Below are 19,665 nucleotides of genomic sequence, written 5' to 3'. Positions count from 1 at the left end.
AACGGCTCCCAAAAATCACTTAACAAATCCTTTCTACGTGGGAAAGTTCCCAACCTATGCTCAACACATCCAGTATCAGGGCAAAACTCACACTTAAGTTCGTCCACTGTGCATGAGTCTGCAAATACATTCCTTTGCCTTCATTGAGCAAGACCTAACAACACAGGATCATTGCGTCTCTTGTTAGATCTCACCGTATTTTAATGAGTTGGCAGCGCGCCTCAAAGTGGTTAGCGCAAAAATACTTAGCAACTTATCGCAAGTGCTAACCGCGCTTGAGGCTTCAATCAATCCCAAATAAACTCACGAAAATGCTTACGGCAAACCGATTCGTAACTTTCATTACCGCCGATTGCCACCTGCTCACCTTCGCGCATCACTTTACCTTCACCATCAAGACGCACCACCATATTGGCTTTGCGTCCACAGTGACAAATGGTTTTCAGCTCGACTAACTTATCGGCCCATGCCAACAAATAATGACTGCCAGTGAAGAGTTCACCTTGGAAGTCGGTACGTAAACCATAGCACAAAACTGGGATATCAATTTTATCAACAACATAAGTAAGTTGTTTAACTTGCTCTTTGCTTAAGAATTGGCACTCGTCCACCAGCACACAGCTCAAATGATTCTGTTGGTGCGCCGTGGTGATCATGTCTATCAGATTGTCGTGGCTGCTAAATACCTGGGCATCGGTTTCAATACCAATACGTGATGCCACCTTACCTTTACCGTATCTGTCGTCGATAGAGGCCGTCATCACTAGGGTATTCATGCCGCGCTCGCGGTAGTTATAGGAAGATTGTAATAGAGAGGTGGATTTACCCGCATTCATTGCTGAATAGTAAAAATACAATTGCGCCAAAACGAATCCCTTTTTTAACTTAAATTTATTGTTTCTCTGTTGCCAGAGCTTATGGCGCCTAGTTTACCATTGCGCCGTGCCCTAACACACTAGGCCAATCTCAGCTTTTCTACTGAAATCCCAATCTTGTGGCTTCGAACGGATATTAAACCAACGACCTCTTCTACCTCGGCTTAACATGATTGTTCGTATTTCCGTCCAAACCAGAAAATAGTCATCAGACAAACCCTGTCACAGCCCAATTGTTACAATAAGCTTAATTTAACCTTAAATATTGTTTTATATAAGAAATGACACATTAACAAATATTTAAAATTGAGATCTACCTCCAAAGATATAGGCTAAAATGCGGTTTGGTTCAAAAAACAAACATTCCATTATCCGTAATATTTGCTCGAGACAAATGTACTCACAAAAACAAAAAAAGTTATTCGAACGCTTGCAAATTAAATCAGCGGCTCAAAGCACTAATCTCCCCTGCAAACTTTAGTGCTGCAATCCGTGCCTTTAAATGCGTATTGGATTAAATGGAGATTATGATGAGAATATTCACATCTAAAAAACTGGCATACCTAGTCGCAATCGCCCTAACTGGCGCTCTAGCAGGCTGTGGCAGTGATGGTAAAGACGGCGCACCAGGCCAACCCGGCGATCCAGGTCAACCCGGTAAGCCTGGAGACCCATGGACGCCACCACCAGTTACAAGTTCAGCGGTGACCAATGTTAAAGTACTGGGCTACAGCTTTGGCGAAGGCAGTATCACCTATGAATTTGAAGTCACCGACGAAAACGGCAACTTAGTCAATGGCCTGTTAAATGCAGAAGCTAAAGTCGCCGCCTTAACCGACAAAGGCTTTATCAATAACCGCGACGAAGCCGACATTAACAATGTCACCGACAACGTGCATATCGGCGGCGCTGCAACTCAAGCCACTGAAGGCGCTGAAATCAAGTCGCTAGGCGATGGTCATTACAGCTTTAAAGCTCCAATGAAAGGTGTCAACGCCAGTACTGAAGGCATCGTCTGGCTCAGAGTCGGCGGTAACAGCGAAAGCGGTATTGCGCGCTCTGCGCCAATGGTTGTGAATAAGCCTGAAGGCACGCATTCAACCACCACCGACAGTTGCTATGCTTGTCACGTCGATTACGCCACTAGCCCACGTCGCCATGCTAGCTATGTCGCTACAGGTATGGACAGCGAAGTCACTTTCGTTGAAGGCTGTTTGGTCTGTCACGGCTCGGTGAGCCGCGGCGCGAAAAATGCCGAAGGCTTCTCTATCGGCGGTTACGCCACCAATACACTGTCTAAAATTGGCCACATTAATCACCAGAAATTCACTAAAGATTTCAGCGTGATGAACTGTACTTCTTGCCACGTTGAAGCGCCAACCAATATCAGCGTTTCAGGCCCTGGTTGTATCGACTGCCACAACACTGGCGGCGTACCAGGTGCGATTGTGCCAAGTAACGGTGCCGATGTGCGCCCAATGCATGAAGGCAAAGAAGGCATTACCGAGCGTCAAGCTATCCGTGCTAAGTACCAAGTAACACTCTCAACCCCCGTTAAAGTAGATGATATTTCCACCTTAACCGACCACTATGCGCCCGATGGCTCAAGCGTAGCGAAAGCGGAACCCGGTTGGTGTACCACCATCACAGTGAAAGACACTGACGGCAACATCTTTAGCATTAAAGATAACTTCAACTACTCAGATCCTCTGGTATTTGATGCCAAGAAGCCGATTGTCTACGCTGGTGCCTATCTGCATGCTTATGACAACAACACCTTAGTAGGCCGCCCAGGTAACCGTACAAACTATTACTATGGTTACAACACCGATGGTACTAAGAATATCTGTCACCTACTGACGGATATCAGCGCAGTGAATGCTAACTATGCTTACTCTGCACGGGTCACCTTCAGCACCGCAGGCTGGATGGAATACGACGGTAATCAACGCTATCAAAGCAATGGTAACCTCAGAGCCAAGGGCTATGACGGTTCAATGGGTGTTTCTTTCACCGCCTACTCAGATGTAGTTAATCCAGTAAGTGCTGAGAAAGTATCTGGTTTTGAACGTCGCACTGTGATCAGCGATAACAGCTGTACGACTTGCCACAACGATGCCACCGCTTTCCACAAAAACGGTGCATTCGACCAAGGCGGTAACGGCTGTATTGCCTGCCACGATAACGGCATGGCTCGGACTTCGGCCACACTGGGTGCAGGTTTTGGTCCTATGATCCACAGCTGGCACTGGGGTAATGGTGCAAATGTTGGTGAGATGAAGGCCGACGGCACCCAAGCCAAGACAGCGAACGGCGCAGGCGCTATCAACCCAGTCACTAGCTGTGTTGCCTGTCACGAAACCGCTATTGATTTAAACAAAGTGCCAAATCAATACATTCTTGAACCCGGCAGCAAGATGACCAGCCCTGTTACCGCTAACTGTTATGCCTGCCATACTGGCGATGCAGTTAAAGCCCACATGGTGAGCAACGGTGGCGAGATCAGCGTGCCAGCCACTGGCGATTGGTTCAAGCAACCTACGGGTGAATCTTGTGCCGTGTGCCACAACACAGGTAGCAGCTCTGGTATCGACAAGTACCATAACTTTACCCGTAAATAACTAGTCGTCCCGCTATTTTCCCTGCAAGAAAATAGTTCAAGCGCCCTACGGTTGTAGGGCGCTTTTTTTGTTTACTTTTACTTACAACTTCACCCCATAGGTTTTCAGTCCTATTTAAGTTAGTAACGCTAGAGTCACAAAAAACTACAATTCTAAGGAAATCACTCAACTATGCGTAAAAGTTTTATTGCCATCGCCATTGGCGCCACTTTGATGACAGGCGCACTCGCAGGCTGCAGCACTCAAGATACTAAAGCGACGAATGTGACCGCAGTTCAAACCCAAAATCCTCTGTTCCAAGCCAGCACGCTGCAATACCAAGCGCCTGATTTTAGTGTCATTAAAGACGAGCATTTTCAGCCCGCATTAGAGCAAGGCATTAAAGAGCATTATCAAGAGATTTTGGCCATTGCCAACAATCCTGCCGCCCCAACCTTCGACAACACGATTGTCGCCATGGAAAAAAGCGGTGCCCTGCTGACCCGTGCATCGAGCGTGTTTTACAACCTCGCGGGTTCAAACAGCAATCCTGCCCTGCGTAAAATCCAAGGTGAGATGGCCCCGAAAATGGCAGCGCACTCAGATAACATCAACCTCAATCCAGCACTATTCGCCCGTATTGAAACTATTTATAACGACCGCAATAACTTAGGCTTAACGTCTGAAGCGGTACGTTTGGTTGAGGTGTATCACCAACGCTTTATCATGGCCGGTGCTAAACTGACCGATGAGCAGAAAGTGAAGATCCGTGCCCTGAACGAAGAACAATCGACGCTGACCAACGAGTTCTCACAACGTTTACTGCGCTTAACCAAAGAAATCGCCATCGTTGTCGATAACAAAGAGCAACTGGCGGGCCTGACTGACAGCGAAATCACCTCGGCAGCAAACGATGCCAAGGCCGCAGGCCACGAAGGTAAGTACTTAATCAACATCACCAACACCACTCGCCAGCCTGTTCTCGCCTCTTTAGAGAACCGTGAACTGCGCCAACGCATTTGGGAAGCCTCGGCAAACCGTGGCTTAACGGGTGAAAACGAAACCGCATCTTTAGTGTCTCGCCTTGCGCAATTACGTGCCGAGCGTGCCGCTCTATTAGGTTATGAAAACTGGGCCAGCTACCGCCTCGCGCCACAAATGGCAAAAACGCCTGAAGCGGTATACAGCATGTTTGGTTCAATGGTGCCTGCCGTCGTCGCTAATACCGAAAAAGAAGCTGCCGATATCCAAGCGATGATCGACAAGACTGGCGGCAAGTTTGAACTCGCGCCATGGGACTGGGAATTCTACGCTGAGAAGGTTCGCCAAGAGAAATACGCCCTCGATGCCAATAGCATTCGCCCTTATTTCGAATTTAACCGCGTACTCGAAGACGGTGTGTTCTACACCCTCAAAGAACTCTATGGCGTCACCTTAAAGCCGCGCCCAGATTTACCCGTGTACCACCCGGATGTGAAAGCCTACGAAATGTTTGATGCCGATGGTTCAAGCATGGCGATTTTCTACGCCGACTACTTTGCCCGTGAAGGCAAACGCGGCGGCGCATGGATGAGCTCGTTCGCGGGTCAATCCTTCCTCGAAGGCACTAAGCCTGTCGTGGTCAACGTGATGAACATTAAAAAGGCGCCAGAGGGACAACCGACCTTCGTCAGCTACAACGAAGTGACCACTATGTTCCACGAAATGGGCCATGGTACCCACGGTATGTTCTCTAAGGTGACTTACCCAAGCTTGGCGGGTACTTCTGTCTCCCGTGACTTTGTGGAATTCCCATCAACCTTCGAAGAAGACTGGGCAGCCCACCCTAAAGTGTTAGCCAACTACGCCAAACACTACGAAACAGGTAAGCCAATTCCCGATGATTTGCTGCAAAAACTGCTCAAATCCGGCAGCTTTAACCAAGGCTTCGATACCTTAGAGTATATGGCTGCGGCGCTCGTCGACATGGAATGGCACTCATTAAGCCCAGATGCCCCACTGCAAGATGTGGCGACATTTGAAGCCAATGCGCTGAAAAAACACGGCTTAAATATCACCGCCGTGCCACCACGTTATAAGTCAACTTACTTTGCCCACGCCTTCCCAGGTGGTTACTCAGCAAGTTACTACGCTTACATGTGGAGTGAGATTTTAGCGGCAGATGCCTACGCTTACGTGCAAACTCAAGGTGGCTTAAACCGTGAAATCGGCATGAAATACCGCAAGACCATTCGCGAAGTGGGCAACAGCATTGCACCAATGGAAGCTTACAAAAACTTCCGTGGTCAAGAGCCTACCACCGAAGGGTTATTGAACCGCCGTGGACTCAACACCGCCCTGTAATTTGGGATGTGTGATAACCTGATATCGGTTTAACAAGCCATAACTGCAATAGCATTAAACTCTGCGTGAGTGATGTTCAGTTGTGGCTTATTGTCTTTCAATTGATAGGCGATAAGTCCCGCAATCATATTGAGCATAAAACCATGCACGCTGCGGTGTCTAGAGTGCTCTATTTGAGAGATATTTTTTAACTGGTCGTTGATGGTTTCTATGATGAAACGTCTCGACAGCATCGCTCTATCCCACAACGACATTGCCTTCGCTTTCATATTTTTACGCACGTTTGTCACCAGTGTGACGCCTTTTTCCAGTAATTCACTCGATAGCGCTTTACTGATATACCCTTTATCTGCATAGAGTTTATTCATATCACTGTGCACCATCTCTTTCACCGGTTTTGTGTCATGTTCATTCGCTGGTGTCACTTTGGCCGCCACGATTCCACCTTGATGATTCACAATCAAATGCAGCTTAAAGCCATAGAACCACCCCATGGTGCCTTTTCCTCTGCACGCCAGTCCCGCTAAGGTTTTATGGCGATGAATACGTAGGTTATGACACACTTTGATGCTGGTTGAATCAACAAATTCAATGCCAGTGGGAGCACTCTTGAGGCTGGCAAAGTAGCTGCAAAGCGGCACTAAAGCCGTGGGCATCACCTCAAGAAAGCGGGTATAGCTGAGTAAATTAGGAAAAGCAGATTTGTAGAAATGAGCCAGATAGCCGATGTAGAAGTTCTTGAAATCACGGTGGTGGGACATCTGAAAAAGTATGATGATGGTCATCACTTCGCTCATCGTCATACGGCCAGCGCGTTGACGCTTGCGTGTGCCATCGGTTAACAGCGTTTTTTCCCATTCAGGAATGAAAACAGCGCAAAAATCATCGACATCACAAAACACTTCCACTAATTTATGCATAGGCCCTCCGGTGTGATGAGGTTTCTCTTGGTCGAAAGATCCGATCACTTGGAGGGCTATTAGTTCAAATTTTTTTATCCCGAGTTCAGGTGTGATAGATAAAAAATCAGCCAGCATAATGCTGGCTGATTTGTTTTGAGAGCTTGGGAAATTAACAATGAAGACTCGCGAAAAAAGCGCTCGCTTACGTCAAGCTTATTTCGCGTTGCTTTGGGATTTGAGTCGTAACCACACAATGCTTAAGACAAACAGCACGCCACAGGTCAGCAGTCCCGCATTCACAGATTCTGTAAAACCAAGCACCACATAACCTACCATGCTGATCAGCGCCACAATCACAGCGTAAGGCAACTGAGTCACAACGTGGTCGATATGGTGACAGCTCGCGCCAGTTGACGACAAAATCGTGGTATCTGAAATCGGTGAGCAGTGATCACCAAATACCGCGCCCGCCAAAACCGATGCCAGCATAGGTAACATCATGGCTGTATGGCTGCCCATCGCCATATCGGCGGCAATCGGTAGCATAATACCGAACGTGCCCCAACTGGTGCCGGTAGAAAACGCCGTTAGACCCGCTAACACAAACATCAACGCAGGTAAGAAGGCAAAGGGAATGTTGCCTGTGGCGAGGCTTGCCATAAACTTACCGGTTTCAAGCTGGCCAATCACGCCGGCAATGGTCCAAGCAAATAACAGGATGTAAATCGCAGGCAGCATAGAGCGAGCGCCCTGCACTACGCCTTTGACGACCATCGACTTTTCAACGCCTTGCACTAGGTTAAGCACCAGCGCAACCGCTAAACCAATCAGGGCACCAAAGAACAGTGACGAGCTAACATCGGTTTTTTCAAAAGCTGAAATAATATTAAATTCAATACCTTCTTTCGCTAATACCTGGGCACCACTGTCGATCATAAAATACAGGGTCGCAAATACCAGCACGGTAATAGGTAAGAATAAACCAAGGATCTTACCCGTTTCGGCTTCGGGTAAATCGGCATTCGCTCCGGGCGGTAATCCTTTATTCTCATCATATAAATTACCGCGCTGTGCATTTAATTCATGCTCACGCATAGGGCCAATATCTAAGCCCATAAATGCAACGCAAAGTAATAATAATAAAGAGAAAATAGCGTAGAAATTCATAGGGATCATTTGAATAAACACACTCAAATGACCAGAGTCGGCAAAACCGTGAGCGGTTAATATGCCGCCGATCAGCGCAATAATATAAGCACCCCAACTAGATACCGGCGAAATAACACAAACCGGTGCCGCCGTTGAATCTAATAAATAGGCTAACTTAGCGCGGGAAATATAATAACGGTCAGTGACGGGCCTTGCGACAGAACCCACGACTAAGCTATTGAAATAATCGTCAATAAAGACAACACAGCCTAAAAACATGGTCAGCAATTTGGCATCGCGTTTATTGCGAATATGCAGGCGCGCCCAATCGGCAAATGCCCTAGCACTACCACTGACGGTAATTAATGCCGTGATCATCCCTAATACAATTAAAAAGCCGAGAATGTATAAATTCCAAGAATTTACGCCATCTTCTGACCAAAAAAGTCCTTTTACACTGTTTAATAAAAACTCACCGCTGGCCACAGGTGAAAATTGATTGAGTAATAACACCCCAATCACAATACCTAAACCGAGGGAAAGGAGAACACGGCGAGTGAAAATCGCCAACACAATTGCGACCACAGGCGGCAGCAGAGAAAGTGCCGAATCGGCGTAACTTACTACAGTCATTGATTATTTCTTCGTCAAAATACGAATGGAGGGCGACTGAACTGGTGGGAAAAGGCAATAGATACCCAAGATCACCTGTCCTATCAGTAGCGCTCCATAGTAACTATTCCTAATATCCGTATCAGAAAATACTATGGCAGTGCTGTACCTATTCGGCACAACCCCAGCAGTTGATCTTGATAAATCAAACCACTTCGGCACCAAATCCTTTCGTGAACGATCAACGGAATCACCCTACTGATCACTACTGATATTTGGTGCGCCTCTACTTCTAAGAACGCCCATGCACGGGCGTGAGGCACATAAAAACATAAGCGGCTAAGCAGTTGCCACCGCAAAGCCGCTTACTTTGACTTAGATCACGGATAAAATCAACCTAGAGTTGAAATCAACTCTGGAACGGCGTCGAACAGGTCGGCTTCGAGACCATAATCGGCCACTTGGAAGATTGGCGCTTCAGGATCTTTGTTGATTGCCACAATCACCTTAGCGTCTTTCATCCCTGCTAAATGCTGAATCGCACCCGAAATCCCCACGGCGATGTAGAGATTTGGCGCCACAATCTTACCGGTTTGACCCACTTGCAGATCGTTAGGCACAAAACCTGCGTCAACCGCGGCGCGAGAAGCCCCAACCGCGGCACCGAGTTTGTCCGCCAATTGCTCTAACATACCGAAGTTTTCACCGCTGCCCATACCACGGCCACCAGAAACAATAATGCCCGCATTACCTAACTCTGGACGTGCTGAAACGGTCAATGATTGAGATACAAACTGGGTTTTGGCTTCAAATACTTTATCTAAGGTGGTCACGGCGGCACTGTTGCCCTGCGCCGCTGCATCGAAGGCACTGGCACGGACTGTCATCACTTTAATCGCGTCATGGCTTTGTACTGTCGCTAAAGCGTTACCCGCGTAAATCGGGCGAACAAAAGTATCACTGCTCACCACGCCAATCACTTCAGAAATTTGCGCAACGTCTAACAAGGCCGCCACACGTGGTAGCGTATCTTTGCCAGCGCTCGATGCTGCAGCCAAGATATGGCTGTAGTTTGGTGCTAAGTCCACCAACAATTTAGCTACGTTTTCGGCTAAATGCGCTTCATAGGCACTGTTATCGGCGACTAATACTTGAGCGACACCTTGTAAGGCTTGCGCGGCTTGTGCCACGGCGCCACATTGGTGACCTACCACCAATACATGCACATCATCACCAATGGCACACGCAGCGGTGACAACCTTTGCGGTATCCAGTTTCAGTGCCGCATTATCGTGTTCTGCTAATACTAAAATGGCCATTTAGATCACCTTCGCTTCATTCTTTAACTTTTCAACCAGCTCAGCTACCGACGCAACCATGATGCCCGCCTTACGTTCGGCAGGTGGCGTCACCTTCACCACAGTTTGATGGGCTTTTAGCGTCACACCTAAATCCGCAACAGTGAGCACATCTAATGGCTTACGTTTAGCTTTCATGATGTTAGGCAATGAAGCGTAACGAGGTTCGTTCAAACGTAAATCGGCAGTCACCACAGCTGGCAGCGGCAGACTTAAGGTTTGCATCCCGCCATCTATCTCGCGAGCCACTTGCACTGAATGACCTTCGACTTTGATTTCAGAAGCAAAAGTGGCTTGTGGCATATCCGTTAATGCCGCAAACATTTGGCCAGTTTGGTTATTATCGCCATCGATAGATTGCTTACCAAACAGCACTAATTGCGCTTGTTCTTTTTCTTGTACGGCTTTGAGTAATTTGGCAATCGATACTGGGGTTAACTCTTCTTCAGTATCAATGTGAATCGCACGGTCAGCACCTAGTGCTAACGCGGTACGCAATTGTTCTTGAACGGCTTTATTGCCGATACTGACGACCACTACTTCAGTAGCACTGCCCGCTTCTTTTAAACGAACCGCTTCTTCTACTGCAATTTCACAAAAAGGGTTCAACGCCATTTTGAGGTTTGCGGTATCAACGCTGGTGTTGTCAGCTTTTACCCTGACCTTCACATTGGCATCAACTACGCGCTTAACAGGCACCAATACTTTCATAGGGTTTCCTTCCTACAATTTCATGTACATGGACAAAACATTGGTCATCACCAATGCAGGATAGAGCCACTTTACGTCCTGTTAACGTTAACGTCAACCAAACTCAAACGCCTGTTTGCATTTTTTAAGACTGTGGTATTGGCCACATTTTTGAACACTTATCTGCCATATTTAAAAAGTTCAAAAATTAAATAATATTTAATTTCTGTTTATTGCATAATTTTATTTGATTCGAGCTATATTACTTTCTATCATTTAGCTGTTGTTCACCATTATCCTGTAATAAAAATAGAGTGGGACGAAAATAGATATGAGCGAATTTTTAGAGATATTAACTCACGGTCGTCGTTTTAAAGCTGCAGTAAAAGATCTCAGCATTGAAGAACTGCGAGATTTAGCGGCTAAGCTAGATAAAATTTTAGTTGAGCGTGAGTCAATGGCAGCAGAAGAGCAGCAAGCTATTGCTGCACGTAATGCTAAAATCGAAGAAATCCGCCAACAAATGGAAGCAGTTGGTTTATCAATCGACGACTTAGGTGGCGTTGCAGTTAAAGCTGCAGGTAAAAAACGCGCTCCACGTCCAGCAAAATACCAAATCGAAGTAAACGGCGAAGTGATCCAGTGGACTGGTCAAGGTCGTATGCCAACGGTATTTAAGAACGAAGTCAATAAAGGCCGTTCTATGGATGATTTCTTAATCTAATCCAATACCGTGCTGGTAATAGCCGTTTGCTATTACCACTGAGTAACATAAAAAAGCTCGCGCCCTGCGAGCTTTTTTATGCCTGAATGCCACCACCATTGCATTCAAGCAAATGCTTAAATTGCGTTACAATTCAGCTTTAGTATTTACATCTGCTTTAGGTTACTCTTTATTCCCCCTCCGTCTAAGTGAATAAAAAATGCAGATAAACAATAAGATAATAATAAGCTGCGGCATTATAAGTAGTTTTGTATCCCACAACATTTTTGCCGAGGCCAATCCCATCGCCCCCGTCAATAAGTTAACGGCCTTCACCAATGCTGAATTAATCATGGCGCCAGGGAAGCGACTCACAAATGCCACATTATTAGTTGAAAACAATCGGATCAAAGCCATTATTGAAAAAGGGGATATCCCAGCAGCGGCATTAAAAGTTGATCTCAGTGGTTATACTATCTATCCCGGTTTTATCGATCCCTTTACCGATTATGGTATCGAGTTTGAATATCCCAAATTGGGGCTGACTCGTCCGGTATATGATATTAAGCGTATCGGCGGTAATGCAGAAAATGGCGCAATTCACGCTGAAAAAGAATGGTTTAATTACGTTTACCCAAATAAAGAACGCGCAAGAGATTGGATCAATAACGGCTTTACCAGCGTACAAAGCAGTAAACTCGACGGTATTTTCCGCGGTACGGGTGTGAGCCTTTCATTAGCCGATAAAACCGCCAACGAGGTGATTTATCGCGCTCGCAGCCAACCTTTTATGGCCTTCGATAAAGGCACGTCTGAACAAGACTACCCCAATTCTCTGATGGGCAGTATTGCACTTATCCGACAAACCTTTGCCGATGCTAACTGGTATAACCAAAATAAGCACAAATCGGTTAATAATTCAGCAAGTGCTCAAATTGAATTTAATATTGCCTTCGAACGCTTAGATAACTTAGCCGAGAAACAAATCGTCTTTGAAACAAAAAACCTCAACGATTTACTGCGCGCTGCGAACCTGCTCAAAGAACACCAGCAACCCGCCAACCTACTCGCAAGTGGTCAAGAATATGCGCGCATCAATGAATTAAAGGCCCTGCATTATCCCCTGATCCTGCCGCTCAACTATCCGCAAGCACCCGATGTTGGCACCGATGATGCTGACCGTGAAGTCTCCCTTGCAGAACTCAGACAATGGGAACGCGCGCCCACAAACCCCGCGGCAGTGGCGAATGCGGGCATCCCCTTTGCCTTTACTCAATTTGGCATTAAGACCGAGGCATTTTGGCCTCGCCTACGTCAAGCCATCGCGCAGGGATTAAGTGAGGACAATGCCCTCGCAGCCCTGACGACTCAAGCCGCCGAGATGGCGGGTACGGCCGACTTCGCCGGTAAACTTGCCCCCGGCTATATGGCCGACTTTGTGATTACTAAGGGCAATATCTTTAAGGATGGCCAGATTTATAGCGTCTGGCTGCAGGGCGAAGAGCAGTCCATTCGCTCACTCCCACAGGCTAAACTCTTGGGTGACTATCAGCTCACGCTGAATAATCTCACCTTAGATCTAAATCTTGAAGAAACGGGCAAAGCAGGCAAAACCACCTTCAAGGGTCAGTTGAGCAGTGGCGAGAAGAGCATTGCACTCACCAATCTTCAGCTTGAAGACGACGGCCGCGTGAGCTTTAACGCCGATTTAAGCGATGCGGGCATTCATGGCATCAGCCGTTTTACCCTCTGGCTCGCTAAAGATGGCATTCAAGGCCGTATGGTGGACGCCCAAAGTCGCAGCATTAATGTGGCGGGTATTGCCATCGCTTCGAGTCCAAAGACGGAACAAGAAGGCACGCCTAAAACCGATGCTGCACCAACCTTAGTGAGTCAACTCACCTACCCTAACGTTGCCTATGGTTTGAGCGAAGCGCCAAAAGCCGAGAAACTCCATATTAAAAATGCCACCCTGTGGACCTCAGATAAACAGGGCATTTTAGAACATGCGGATCTGTTAATGGCCAATGGCCGAATTGAAAAAATCGGTCAGCAACTCAGCACGCCTTCGGGTTATCAAGTCCTCGATGCAACGGGTAAGCACTTAACTGCGGGGATCGTAGATGAGCATTCCCATATTGCTATCAATGGTGGCACTAATGAAGGTACAGATGCGGTCACCTCAGAAGTGCGGATTGGCGATGTGATCAATCCCGAAGATATCTCTATCTATCGCGCACTCGCGGGCGGTGTCACCAGCGCACAATTACTCCATGGCAGCGCTAACCCAATTGGTGGTCAATCCCAGTTAATCAAGATGAAATGGGGTGAAAGTGCCGAGCAGCTTAAATTTGCTAACGCCCCTGCCAGTATCAAATTCGCCCTTGGCGAAAACGTCAAACAGAGTAACTGGGGTGAAAAGTTTGTTCAGCGCTTCCCACAGACGCGCATGGGCGTAAAAGCCTTATTTGAAGAAACCTTCGATGCCGCAATCGCCTATGAGAAAGGGCTGAAGGACTATGATGACTTACGCAGCAGCGAGAAGAAGAAAACCATTGCACCACGTCCAAGCTATCGCCTACAGGCGGTCGCCGAAGTGTTAAAGCAGCAGCGTGATGTGCATATCCACTCCTATGTGCAGTCAGAAATATTGATGTTCTTGCGATTAGCCGAAGCCTATCACTTTAAGGTGCAAACCTTTACCCACGTACTCGAAGGTTACAAGGTTGCCAGTGAACTGGCCGCCCATGGCGCAGGCGCCTCGACCTTTGCCGATTGGTGGGCCTATAAGTTCGAAGTCTATGATGCGATTCCACAAAACGCCTGCCTGATGCAGAAACAGGGCGTGCTCACCAGCATCAACTCTGACGACTACGAAATGCAGCGCAGACTCAACCAAGAAGCGGCGAAGTCAATGATGTATTGCGATATGTCTAAAGAAGATGCCTGGAATATGGTGACCATCAACCCGGCGAAACAACTCAGGGTCGATGAGTACGTTGGCTCACTCACCCCAGGCAAAATGGCCGATATCGTGCTTTGGAACGCCGAGCCGCTGTCAATTTACGCCAAAGTGACGCAGGCTTGGGTCGAAGGCAAACGCTATTTCGATCGCGACCAAGACCAACTTGCCCAGCAGCAGGTCGTCGCAGAGCGCGCCGCCCTTATCCAAAAAATTCTCAGTAGTGATGATAACGCCAAGGCGGGTGAGAAAGTCACACCGCTTAACGAGCCACAATGGCACTGCGATACCCATTATCAAGCTTGGGGCCAACATCATCAGGGAGCAAAATAATGAAGCACTTACCCACTAGCTTGCTGCTGTCGACACTGGCTGTCGCGCTGTCAGCCCAGGCACATAATCTCGTCCCTGCGGCCAAGCAAACCCAGAGCGTGTTGATTAAAAATGCCACAGTGCATACCGTCAGCCAAGGGACATTAACCAATACCGATGTGTTGATTGAGCAAGGTAAAATTAGCGCCATCGGGCCACAGCTAAGCGTCAATGGCGCTGATAGCCAAGCGCAGGTCATCGATGCCACGGGTAAACACTTATACCCCGGCCTTATCGCACTCGATACCAGTCTCGGTTTAGTCGAAATCGAGATGGTGCGCCCAACCGTCGATAATGCAGAAGTCGGTGATTTTAATCCGCAAATTAGCGCGGCGACGGCTTACAACCCAGATTCAGAGTTATTGCCGACCATTCGTTACAATGGCATCACCCACGCCCAAATCGTCCCCAGTGGGGATGGATTAGCCGGCCAATCTGTGATCGTCGACCTCGATGCTTGGACGATTGAGGACGCCCTGCAACCAAGCGAAGGCCAATTCCATGTTTACTGGCCACAAATCAAGCGCATGCCTGAAGATGAAAAGGAAAAAGCCAAGGCCATAGAGAAAAATCAGCAGGCCATAGATAAACTGACCACAGCCTTTGAGGATGGCTATCGCTACTTTTTAAGTCATAAAGCAAAGGATTCGGCCAAGACAACCAATTTACGTTGGCAGGCCATGTTGCCCCTATACCAAGGCAAGGCCACGCTATTTGCCCATGCGGACAGCGTCAGCCAAATTGAGCAAGTCATTGCCCTGACTAAAAAATATCAATTTAAATTGGTGATTGTCGGAGGCTATGATGCGTGGCGATTAGCTTCAAGCTTGAGGGAAGTTAACGCCAGTGTGATTTACCCGCACACCCTGAGTCTGCCCAAACGAAAAGATGAACCTGTGGATTTACCCTTTAAAATCCCTTCGTTACTGGCAAGTGCAGGCATTCCCTATGCCCTTGGATTTTCATCGGATTGGAACAGTCGTAACCTTCCCTATGCCGCGGGCTACAGTGCCGCTTACGGCGTCACGCCCGAGCAAGCATTAAAATCGGTGACCTTAGATGCAGCAAAACTGCTGGGGATCACCGATTTAGGCGCCATAGCCATCGGTTATCAGGGCAGTGTTGTGCTGAGTGACGGGGATATCCTCGACCCTATAAGCAACAAAATTAATGCGATCTGGATTGAAGGACGGCAAATAGATCTGAATAATCGCCACCAGCAGCTTTATCAAAAGTATCTTAAGCGCTAGAATTTGCTCAGATAAATCGCTCGATAACGCGCAGTCCGTTGGACTGCGCTTATTTACCCTTACTCTCAGGTCAAACCATGAAAATCATCCTCTCAAGTGCATTAGTGCTAATGCTTAGCGCCTGTGCCAGCGATTACAGTTTTAACAGCAATTTGGACGGCGAGGCGATTAATGACTACTTCAAGGCGGGCGATGTCACGCTGTTTGAGGGCGATAGTTTGCCTAAAGGTCATTACGAATTAAAAGGTTTGGTACAGGGCGAATCATGCCAAGCCGATGTGAATGCAGTGCCCGCTTCCTTAAGTGAAGCAAGAACCGAAGCCCGCCGCGCGGCGGCCGATAAAGGCGCCAATGGCATCATCATCAAACAATGCGTGATGATGGAAGAAGCAGCCCAAGGCTGCGTCAGCCGCGCCCTCTGCGTTGGCCAAGCCATCAAAATGACCTCTGCCGACTAGTTCAAAGCGTGTATACTGCACGCCAATATTGATGTACTTAGCAACCTAGACCATCGGCGTTTGGGTTGTTGTCCTTGCTTTAGGTATTTTTTGCATGACATTTACCAACCAAATTACCGCTGTGGCCACCTGCCGTACCCCCTACAAACAAAAATTTGGCATTCCAAGGCAACCTGGTTTGGTGGAAGCACGCGGTTATGTTGAGCTGGAAGGCCATATCAATCATCTCGACGCCGTGCGTGGCATCGAGCAATATTCCCACCTTTGGCTGCTGTTTTGTTTCCATGAAAATCTCGCCCAAGGCTGGAAAACCACCGTACGCCCACCGCGTTTAGGCGGTAATGAAAAACTCGGTGTATTCGCAACCCGCTCGACTTTTCGCCCAAACGGCATTGGCCAATCCGTGGTAAAACTCCACCGAGTGGTGCAACGTAAAGGCAAAGTATGCCTGGAGATTTCAGGCATGGATCTTGTCGATGGCACGCCGATTATCGATATAAAGCCCTATATTCCCTTCTCAGATTCGATTGAAGGTGCCGTCGGCGGTATCGCTCAAGAAGCGCCTAAGCTGATTAGCGTGGTTTTTTCCGAGCTCGCGGCAACGCAGATTAACGCCTATAGCAAACAGGACGCTTATACTGATTTGGCCGAACTTATCCGCGGCGTACTCGGACAAGACCCTCGCCCTGCCTATAAAAAAGCCAAGGATGATCCCAAGCTATATCAAGTGGCTTTGTATGACTTAGATATCTTTTGGCGGATGGCGGTTGATGAGGATGATCGGGAATATATTCAAGTGCTCGAACTCAAACCGGGGAAATGTGGCTAAATGCAGACGCTAAACACAACCGCATTGCCTGATTATCAGAGCCAACACAAAAAGCGTCTGTCTTGGATGCCCTGGCTGTATTTTTCACTCAAAGAAAAACACTTAGTCTGGGCTAAACCTTGGCAGGATGAAATTCAAACCAACCTTTGCGCCCTCGAAACCGTCACCATTGGTGATAACTGTTTTATCGCCCCCGAGGCACAATTATTTGCTGAGCCCAATCGCGATATCAAGATAGGTAATCATTGCATGATTGCCGCCGAATGTTTTTTACATGGCCCTATTACCCTTGGTAACGAAGTCGCCATCAATCATGGCTGCTCCTTCGATGGCGGTCGAGTGGGGATTCAAATTGGCTCCCAAACTCGCATTGCTAATCATGTCACTATCTATGCCTTTAATCATGGCATGGCGCCCGATACGCCCATTTATCAACAAGCCTCCCACTCTAAAGGCGTCGTGATAGGTAAAGATGTTTGGATTGGCGCACAGGCCGGGATAGTTGATGGTGTCACCATTGGCGACCATGCGGTGATTGGCATGGGCTGTATTGTCACCAAAGATGTCCCCGCATGGGCTATCGTCGCCGGTAATCCTGCACGGGTGATTGGCGATCGGCGAAATAAGTAAGCAGCGACGAGAATCTAGATACGAGCAATGACGAAGTCGCACCCTAACGGCGCAGCGCTTATCTTTGCTTTATCGGTTATCCAGCATCAAAAATGCTATTTGTCTCCCAGCTAGTTGAATTTAACCTAAATCCATAGGTGACATCATCAAAGCAGGTGATAAAATGGCGCCCATTCAACTCAAATTTGGACATCGGTAATGCGCGTTAGCAAATACCTACTTTCTACTCAAAAAGAAACACCTGCGAATGCAGAAGTCATCAGCCATCAGTTAATGCTACGTGCGGGTATGATCCGCCGTAACGCTTCAGGTCTATACAGCTATCTGCCCACGGGCCTGCGTGTATTGCGTAAAGTCGAAGCCATTGTTCGTGAAGAAATGAACAAAGCGGGCGCGATTGAAATCCTAATGCCTATGGTGCAACCGGCTGATTTATGGGTAGAAACGGGTCGCTGGGACAAATTTGGTCCTGAACTACTGCGTTTTAAAGACCGTCATAACCGTGACTTCGTGCTGGGGCCAACCCACGAAGAAGTGATCACCGACTTAATCCGTAAAGAAGTCAGCTCTTACAAGCAATTACCGCTGAATCTTTACCAAATCCAGACCAAATTCCGTGACGAAGTCCGCCCACGTTTCGGGGTGATGCGTTCGCGCGAATTCCTGATGAAAGATGCGTATTCTTTCCATCTTGACGTGGATACCATGAATGAAACCTATGAGGCCATGTATCAAGCCTATAGCAACATTCTGTCGCGCATGGGCTTAGCCTTCCGCCCTGTTTTAGCGGACACAGGTTCTATCGGTGGCAGCATGTCACACGAGTTCCATGTATTGGCGCAAAGCGGTGAAGACTTAATCGCCTACTCTACTGGCAGCGACTATGCCGCTAACATCGAGAAAGCCGAATCGCCAATGCCAACCGAAGCGCGTGGCGCGGCAACAGAAGCATTACGTTTAGTCGATACCCCAAATGCGAAAACCATTGCCGAGTTAGTTGAGCAATTCGGTTTGGATATCACTAAGACAGTGAAAACCTTGATTGTGAAAGGTGCGACGGAAGAAGCACCGCTGGTAGCGCTGATTGTACGTGGCGACCACGAGCTGAACGAAATCAAGGCAGACAAGCTAGATTTAGTGGCATCACCATTAGAATTTGCCCCAGAAGCCCTGATCCGTGATGCCATTGGCGCAGGTCCTGGCTCATTAGGTCCTGTCGGCCTGAATATGCCTGTCATCATCGACCACAGCGTTAGCGTAATGAGCGACTTCGCCGCCGGCGCAAACCTTGATGACAAACACTACTTTGGCATCAACTGGGAGCGCGATCTGCCTCTGGCACAAGCAGCCGATATCCGTAACGTGGTTGAAGGCGAGCCAACACCTGATGGTTTAGGTACTTACGCGATGGCGCGTGGTATCGAAGTGGGTCATATCTTCCAACTCGGTACTAACTATTCTAAATCGATGAATGCGACTGTTCTCGATGAGAACGGTAAATCACAAGTGCTGCTGATGGGTTGTTACGGTGTGGGCGTGAGCCGTATCGTGGCGGCAGCCATTGAGCAAAACTTCGATGATCGCGGCATTGTATGGCCAGAAGCCATTGCCCCATTCAGTGTAGGCATTCTGCCAATGAATATGCACAAATCACACCGCGTGACCGATATCGCCGAGCAGTTATACAAAGACTTAAGTGCTGTGGGTATCGATGTGCTATTGGATGACCGTAAAGAGCGCCCAGGCGTCATGTTCGCCGATATGGAACTGATTGGTATTCCACACACTGTGGTGATTGGCGATCGCAATATCGACGCTGGCGTATTTGAATACAAAAACCGCCGCACCGGTGAAAAGCAAGATGTGCCATTCGACCAAATCGTCGATTTCTTAAAAAATCTGCAAGCTTAAGCGAAGGCTTACTGCGCCGAA

General features: G+C 47.9%; 14 protein-coding genes and 1 riboswitch. Of the genes, 9 read left to right on the top strand and 5 right to left on the bottom strand.

Annotated features, from left to right (window positions below):
• Positions 1-287: 287 nt before the first annotated feature.
• Positions 288-866, bottom strand: coding sequence for a thymidine kinase (locus tag N7386_RS07485; protein ID WP_011716478.1), 579 nt, complete (start codon positions 864-866; stop codon positions 288-290).
• A gap of 539 nt (positions 867-1,405) precedes the next feature.
• On the opposite strand from N7386_RS07485, the gene N7386_RS07480 reads away from it, so the two are divergent.
• A complete protein-coding gene (locus N7386_RS07480) occupies positions 1,406-3,496 on the top strand; it encodes a cytochrome c3 family protein (RefSeq protein WP_011716477.1) in 2,091 nt (696 codons plus the stop codon).
• Positions 3,497-3,667: 171 nt separating this feature from the next.
• Complete coding sequence (locus N7386_RS07475) at positions 3,668-5,818, top strand: M3 family metallopeptidase (RefSeq protein ID WP_088213103.1); 2,151 nt, start codon at positions 3,668-3,670, stop codon at positions 5,816-5,818.
• A 29-nt stretch (positions 5,819-5,847) separates the two neighbouring features.
• Here the strand turns inward: N7386_RS07475 and N7386_RS07470 are convergent, their stop codons facing one another.
• The 4 genes from N7386_RS07470 to N7386_RS07455 all read right to left on the bottom strand — a co-directional run bounded on the left by N7386_RS07470 (position 5,848) and on the right by N7386_RS07455 (position 10,550).
• Entirely contained in the window at positions 5,848-6,738 is an 891-nt protein-coding gene (locus tag N7386_RS07470; protein ID WP_176370363.1) for an IS982 family transposase, read from the bottom strand.
• A gap of 195 nt (positions 6,739-6,933) precedes the next feature.
• Complete coding sequence (locus tag N7386_RS07465) at positions 6,934-8,502, bottom strand: Na+/H+ antiporter NhaC family protein (protein ID WP_086904462.1); 1,569 nt, start codon at positions 8,500-8,502, stop codon at positions 6,934-6,936.
• Positions 8,503-8,581: 79 nt separating this feature from the next.
• Positions 8,582-8,778: riboswitch (Lysine riboswitch) on the bottom strand.
• Positions 8,779-8,873: 95 nt separating this feature from the next.
• A complete protein-coding gene (locus N7386_RS07460) occupies positions 8,874-9,800 on the bottom strand; it encodes an FAD-binding protein (protein ID WP_011716474.1) in 927 nt (308 codons plus the stop codon).
• Complete coding sequence (locus N7386_RS07455; protein ID WP_011716473.1) at positions 9,801-10,550, bottom strand: electron transfer flavoprotein subunit beta/FixA family protein; 750 nt, start codon at positions 10,548-10,550, stop codon at positions 9,801-9,803.
• 310 nt (positions 10,551-10,860) lie between these two features.
• Here N7386_RS07455 and N7386_RS07450 point away from each other — a divergent pair, with 310 nt between their 5' ends.
• The 7 genes from N7386_RS07450 to N7386_RS07420 all read left to right on the top strand — a co-directional run bounded on the left by N7386_RS07450 (position 10,861) and on the right by N7386_RS07420 (position 19,644).
• Positions 10,861-11,253, top strand: a complete 393-nt coding sequence (locus N7386_RS07450) for an H-NS family nucleoid-associated regulatory protein (protein ID WP_011716472.1) — start codon at positions 10,861-10,863, stop codon at positions 11,251-11,253.
• Between the two features lie 199 nt (positions 11,254-11,452).
• Complete coding sequence (locus N7386_RS07445; RefSeq protein WP_279767783.1) at positions 11,453-14,527, top strand: amidohydrolase family protein; 3,075 nt, start codon at positions 11,453-11,455, stop codon at positions 14,525-14,527.
• Entirely contained in the window at positions 14,527-15,816 is a 1,290-nt protein-coding gene (locus N7386_RS07440; RefSeq protein WP_011716470.1) for an amidohydrolase family protein, read from the top strand. The genes N7386_RS07445 and N7386_RS07440 overlap by 1 nt, the downstream gene beginning before the upstream one ends.
• 77 nt (positions 15,817-15,893) lie before the next feature.
• The gene (rcsF, locus tag N7386_RS07435; protein ID WP_011716469.1) at positions 15,894-16,274 is read left to right on the top strand and encodes an Rcs stress response system protein RcsF; all 381 of its coding nucleotides are present in this window, start codon (positions 15,894-15,896) and stop codon (positions 16,272-16,274) included.
• Positions 16,275-16,368: 94 nt separating this feature from the next.
• Complete coding sequence (gene tsaA, locus N7386_RS07430; RefSeq protein ID WP_011716468.1) at positions 16,369-17,103, top strand: tRNA (N6-threonylcarbamoyladenosine(37)-N6)-methyltransferase TrmO; 735 nt, start codon at positions 16,369-16,371, stop codon at positions 17,101-17,103.
• Complete coding sequence (locus tag N7386_RS07425; protein ID WP_011716467.1) at positions 17,104-17,733, top strand: acyltransferase; 630 nt, start codon at positions 17,104-17,106, stop codon at positions 17,731-17,733.
• Positions 17,734-17,931: 198 nt separating this feature from the next.
• A complete protein-coding gene (locus tag N7386_RS07420; protein ID WP_011716466.1) occupies positions 17,932-19,644 on the top strand; it encodes a proline--tRNA ligase in 1,713 nt (570 codons plus the stop codon).
• Positions 19,645-19,665: the final 21 nt, after the last annotated feature.

This window comes from Shewanella sp. GD04112, assembly GCF_029835735.1.
Taxonomy (GTDB): Bacteria; Pseudomonadota; Gammaproteobacteria; order Enterobacterales; family Shewanellaceae; genus Shewanella.
Note: the sequence above shows the minus strand (reverse complement) of the source record. Positions and strands in the feature narration are given on the sequence as shown.

What these genes read in the sequence shown, in the direction of transcription:
- N7386_RS07470 (WP_176370363.1), bottom strand. Translation starts at nt 6,738, where the DNA reads ATGCATAAATTAGTGGAAGTGTTTTGTGATGTCGATGATTTTTGCGCT.
- N7386_RS07440 (WP_011716470.1), top strand. Translation starts at nt 14,527, where the DNA reads ATGAAGCACTTACCCACTAGCTTGCTGCTGTCGACACTGGCTGTCGCG.
- N7386_RS07465 (WP_086904462.1), bottom strand. Translation starts at nt 8,502, where the DNA reads ATGACTGTAGTAAGTTACGCCGATTCGGCACTTTCTCTGCTGCCGCCT.
- N7386_RS07450 (WP_011716472.1), top strand. Translation starts at nt 10,861, where the DNA reads ATGAGCGAATTTTTAGAGATATTAACTCACGGTCGTCGTTTTAAAGCT.
- tsaA (WP_011716468.1), top strand. Translation starts at nt 16,369, where the DNA reads ATGACATTTACCAACCAAATTACCGCTGTGGCCACCTGCCGTACCCCC.
- N7386_RS07425 (WP_011716467.1), top strand. Translation starts at nt 17,104, where the DNA reads ATGCAGACGCTAAACACAACCGCATTGCCTGATTATCAGAGCCAACAC.
- N7386_RS07420 (WP_011716466.1), top strand. Translation starts at nt 17,932, where the DNA reads ATGCGCGTTAGCAAATACCTACTTTCTACTCAAAAAGAAACACCTGCG.
- rcsF (WP_011716469.1), top strand. Translation starts at nt 15,894, where the DNA reads ATGAAAATCATCCTCTCAAGTGCATTAGTGCTAATGCTTAGCGCCTGT.
- N7386_RS07455 (WP_011716473.1), bottom strand. Translation starts at nt 10,550, where the DNA reads ATGAAAGTATTGGTGCCTGTTAAGCGCGTAGTTGATGCCAATGTGAAG.
- N7386_RS07460 (WP_011716474.1), bottom strand. Translation starts at nt 9,800, where the DNA reads ATGGCCATTTTAGTATTAGCAGAACACGATAATGCGGCACTGAAACTG.
- N7386_RS07475 (WP_088213103.1), top strand. Translation starts at nt 3,668, where the DNA reads ATGCGTAAAAGTTTTATTGCCATCGCCATTGGCGCCACTTTGATGACA.
- N7386_RS07445 (WP_279767783.1), top strand. Translation starts at nt 11,453, where the DNA reads ATGCAGATAAACAATAAGATAATAATAAGCTGCGGCATTATAAGTAGT.
- N7386_RS07480 (WP_011716477.1), top strand. Translation starts at nt 1,406, where the DNA reads ATGAGAATATTCACATCTAAAAAACTGGCATACCTAGTCGCAATCGCC.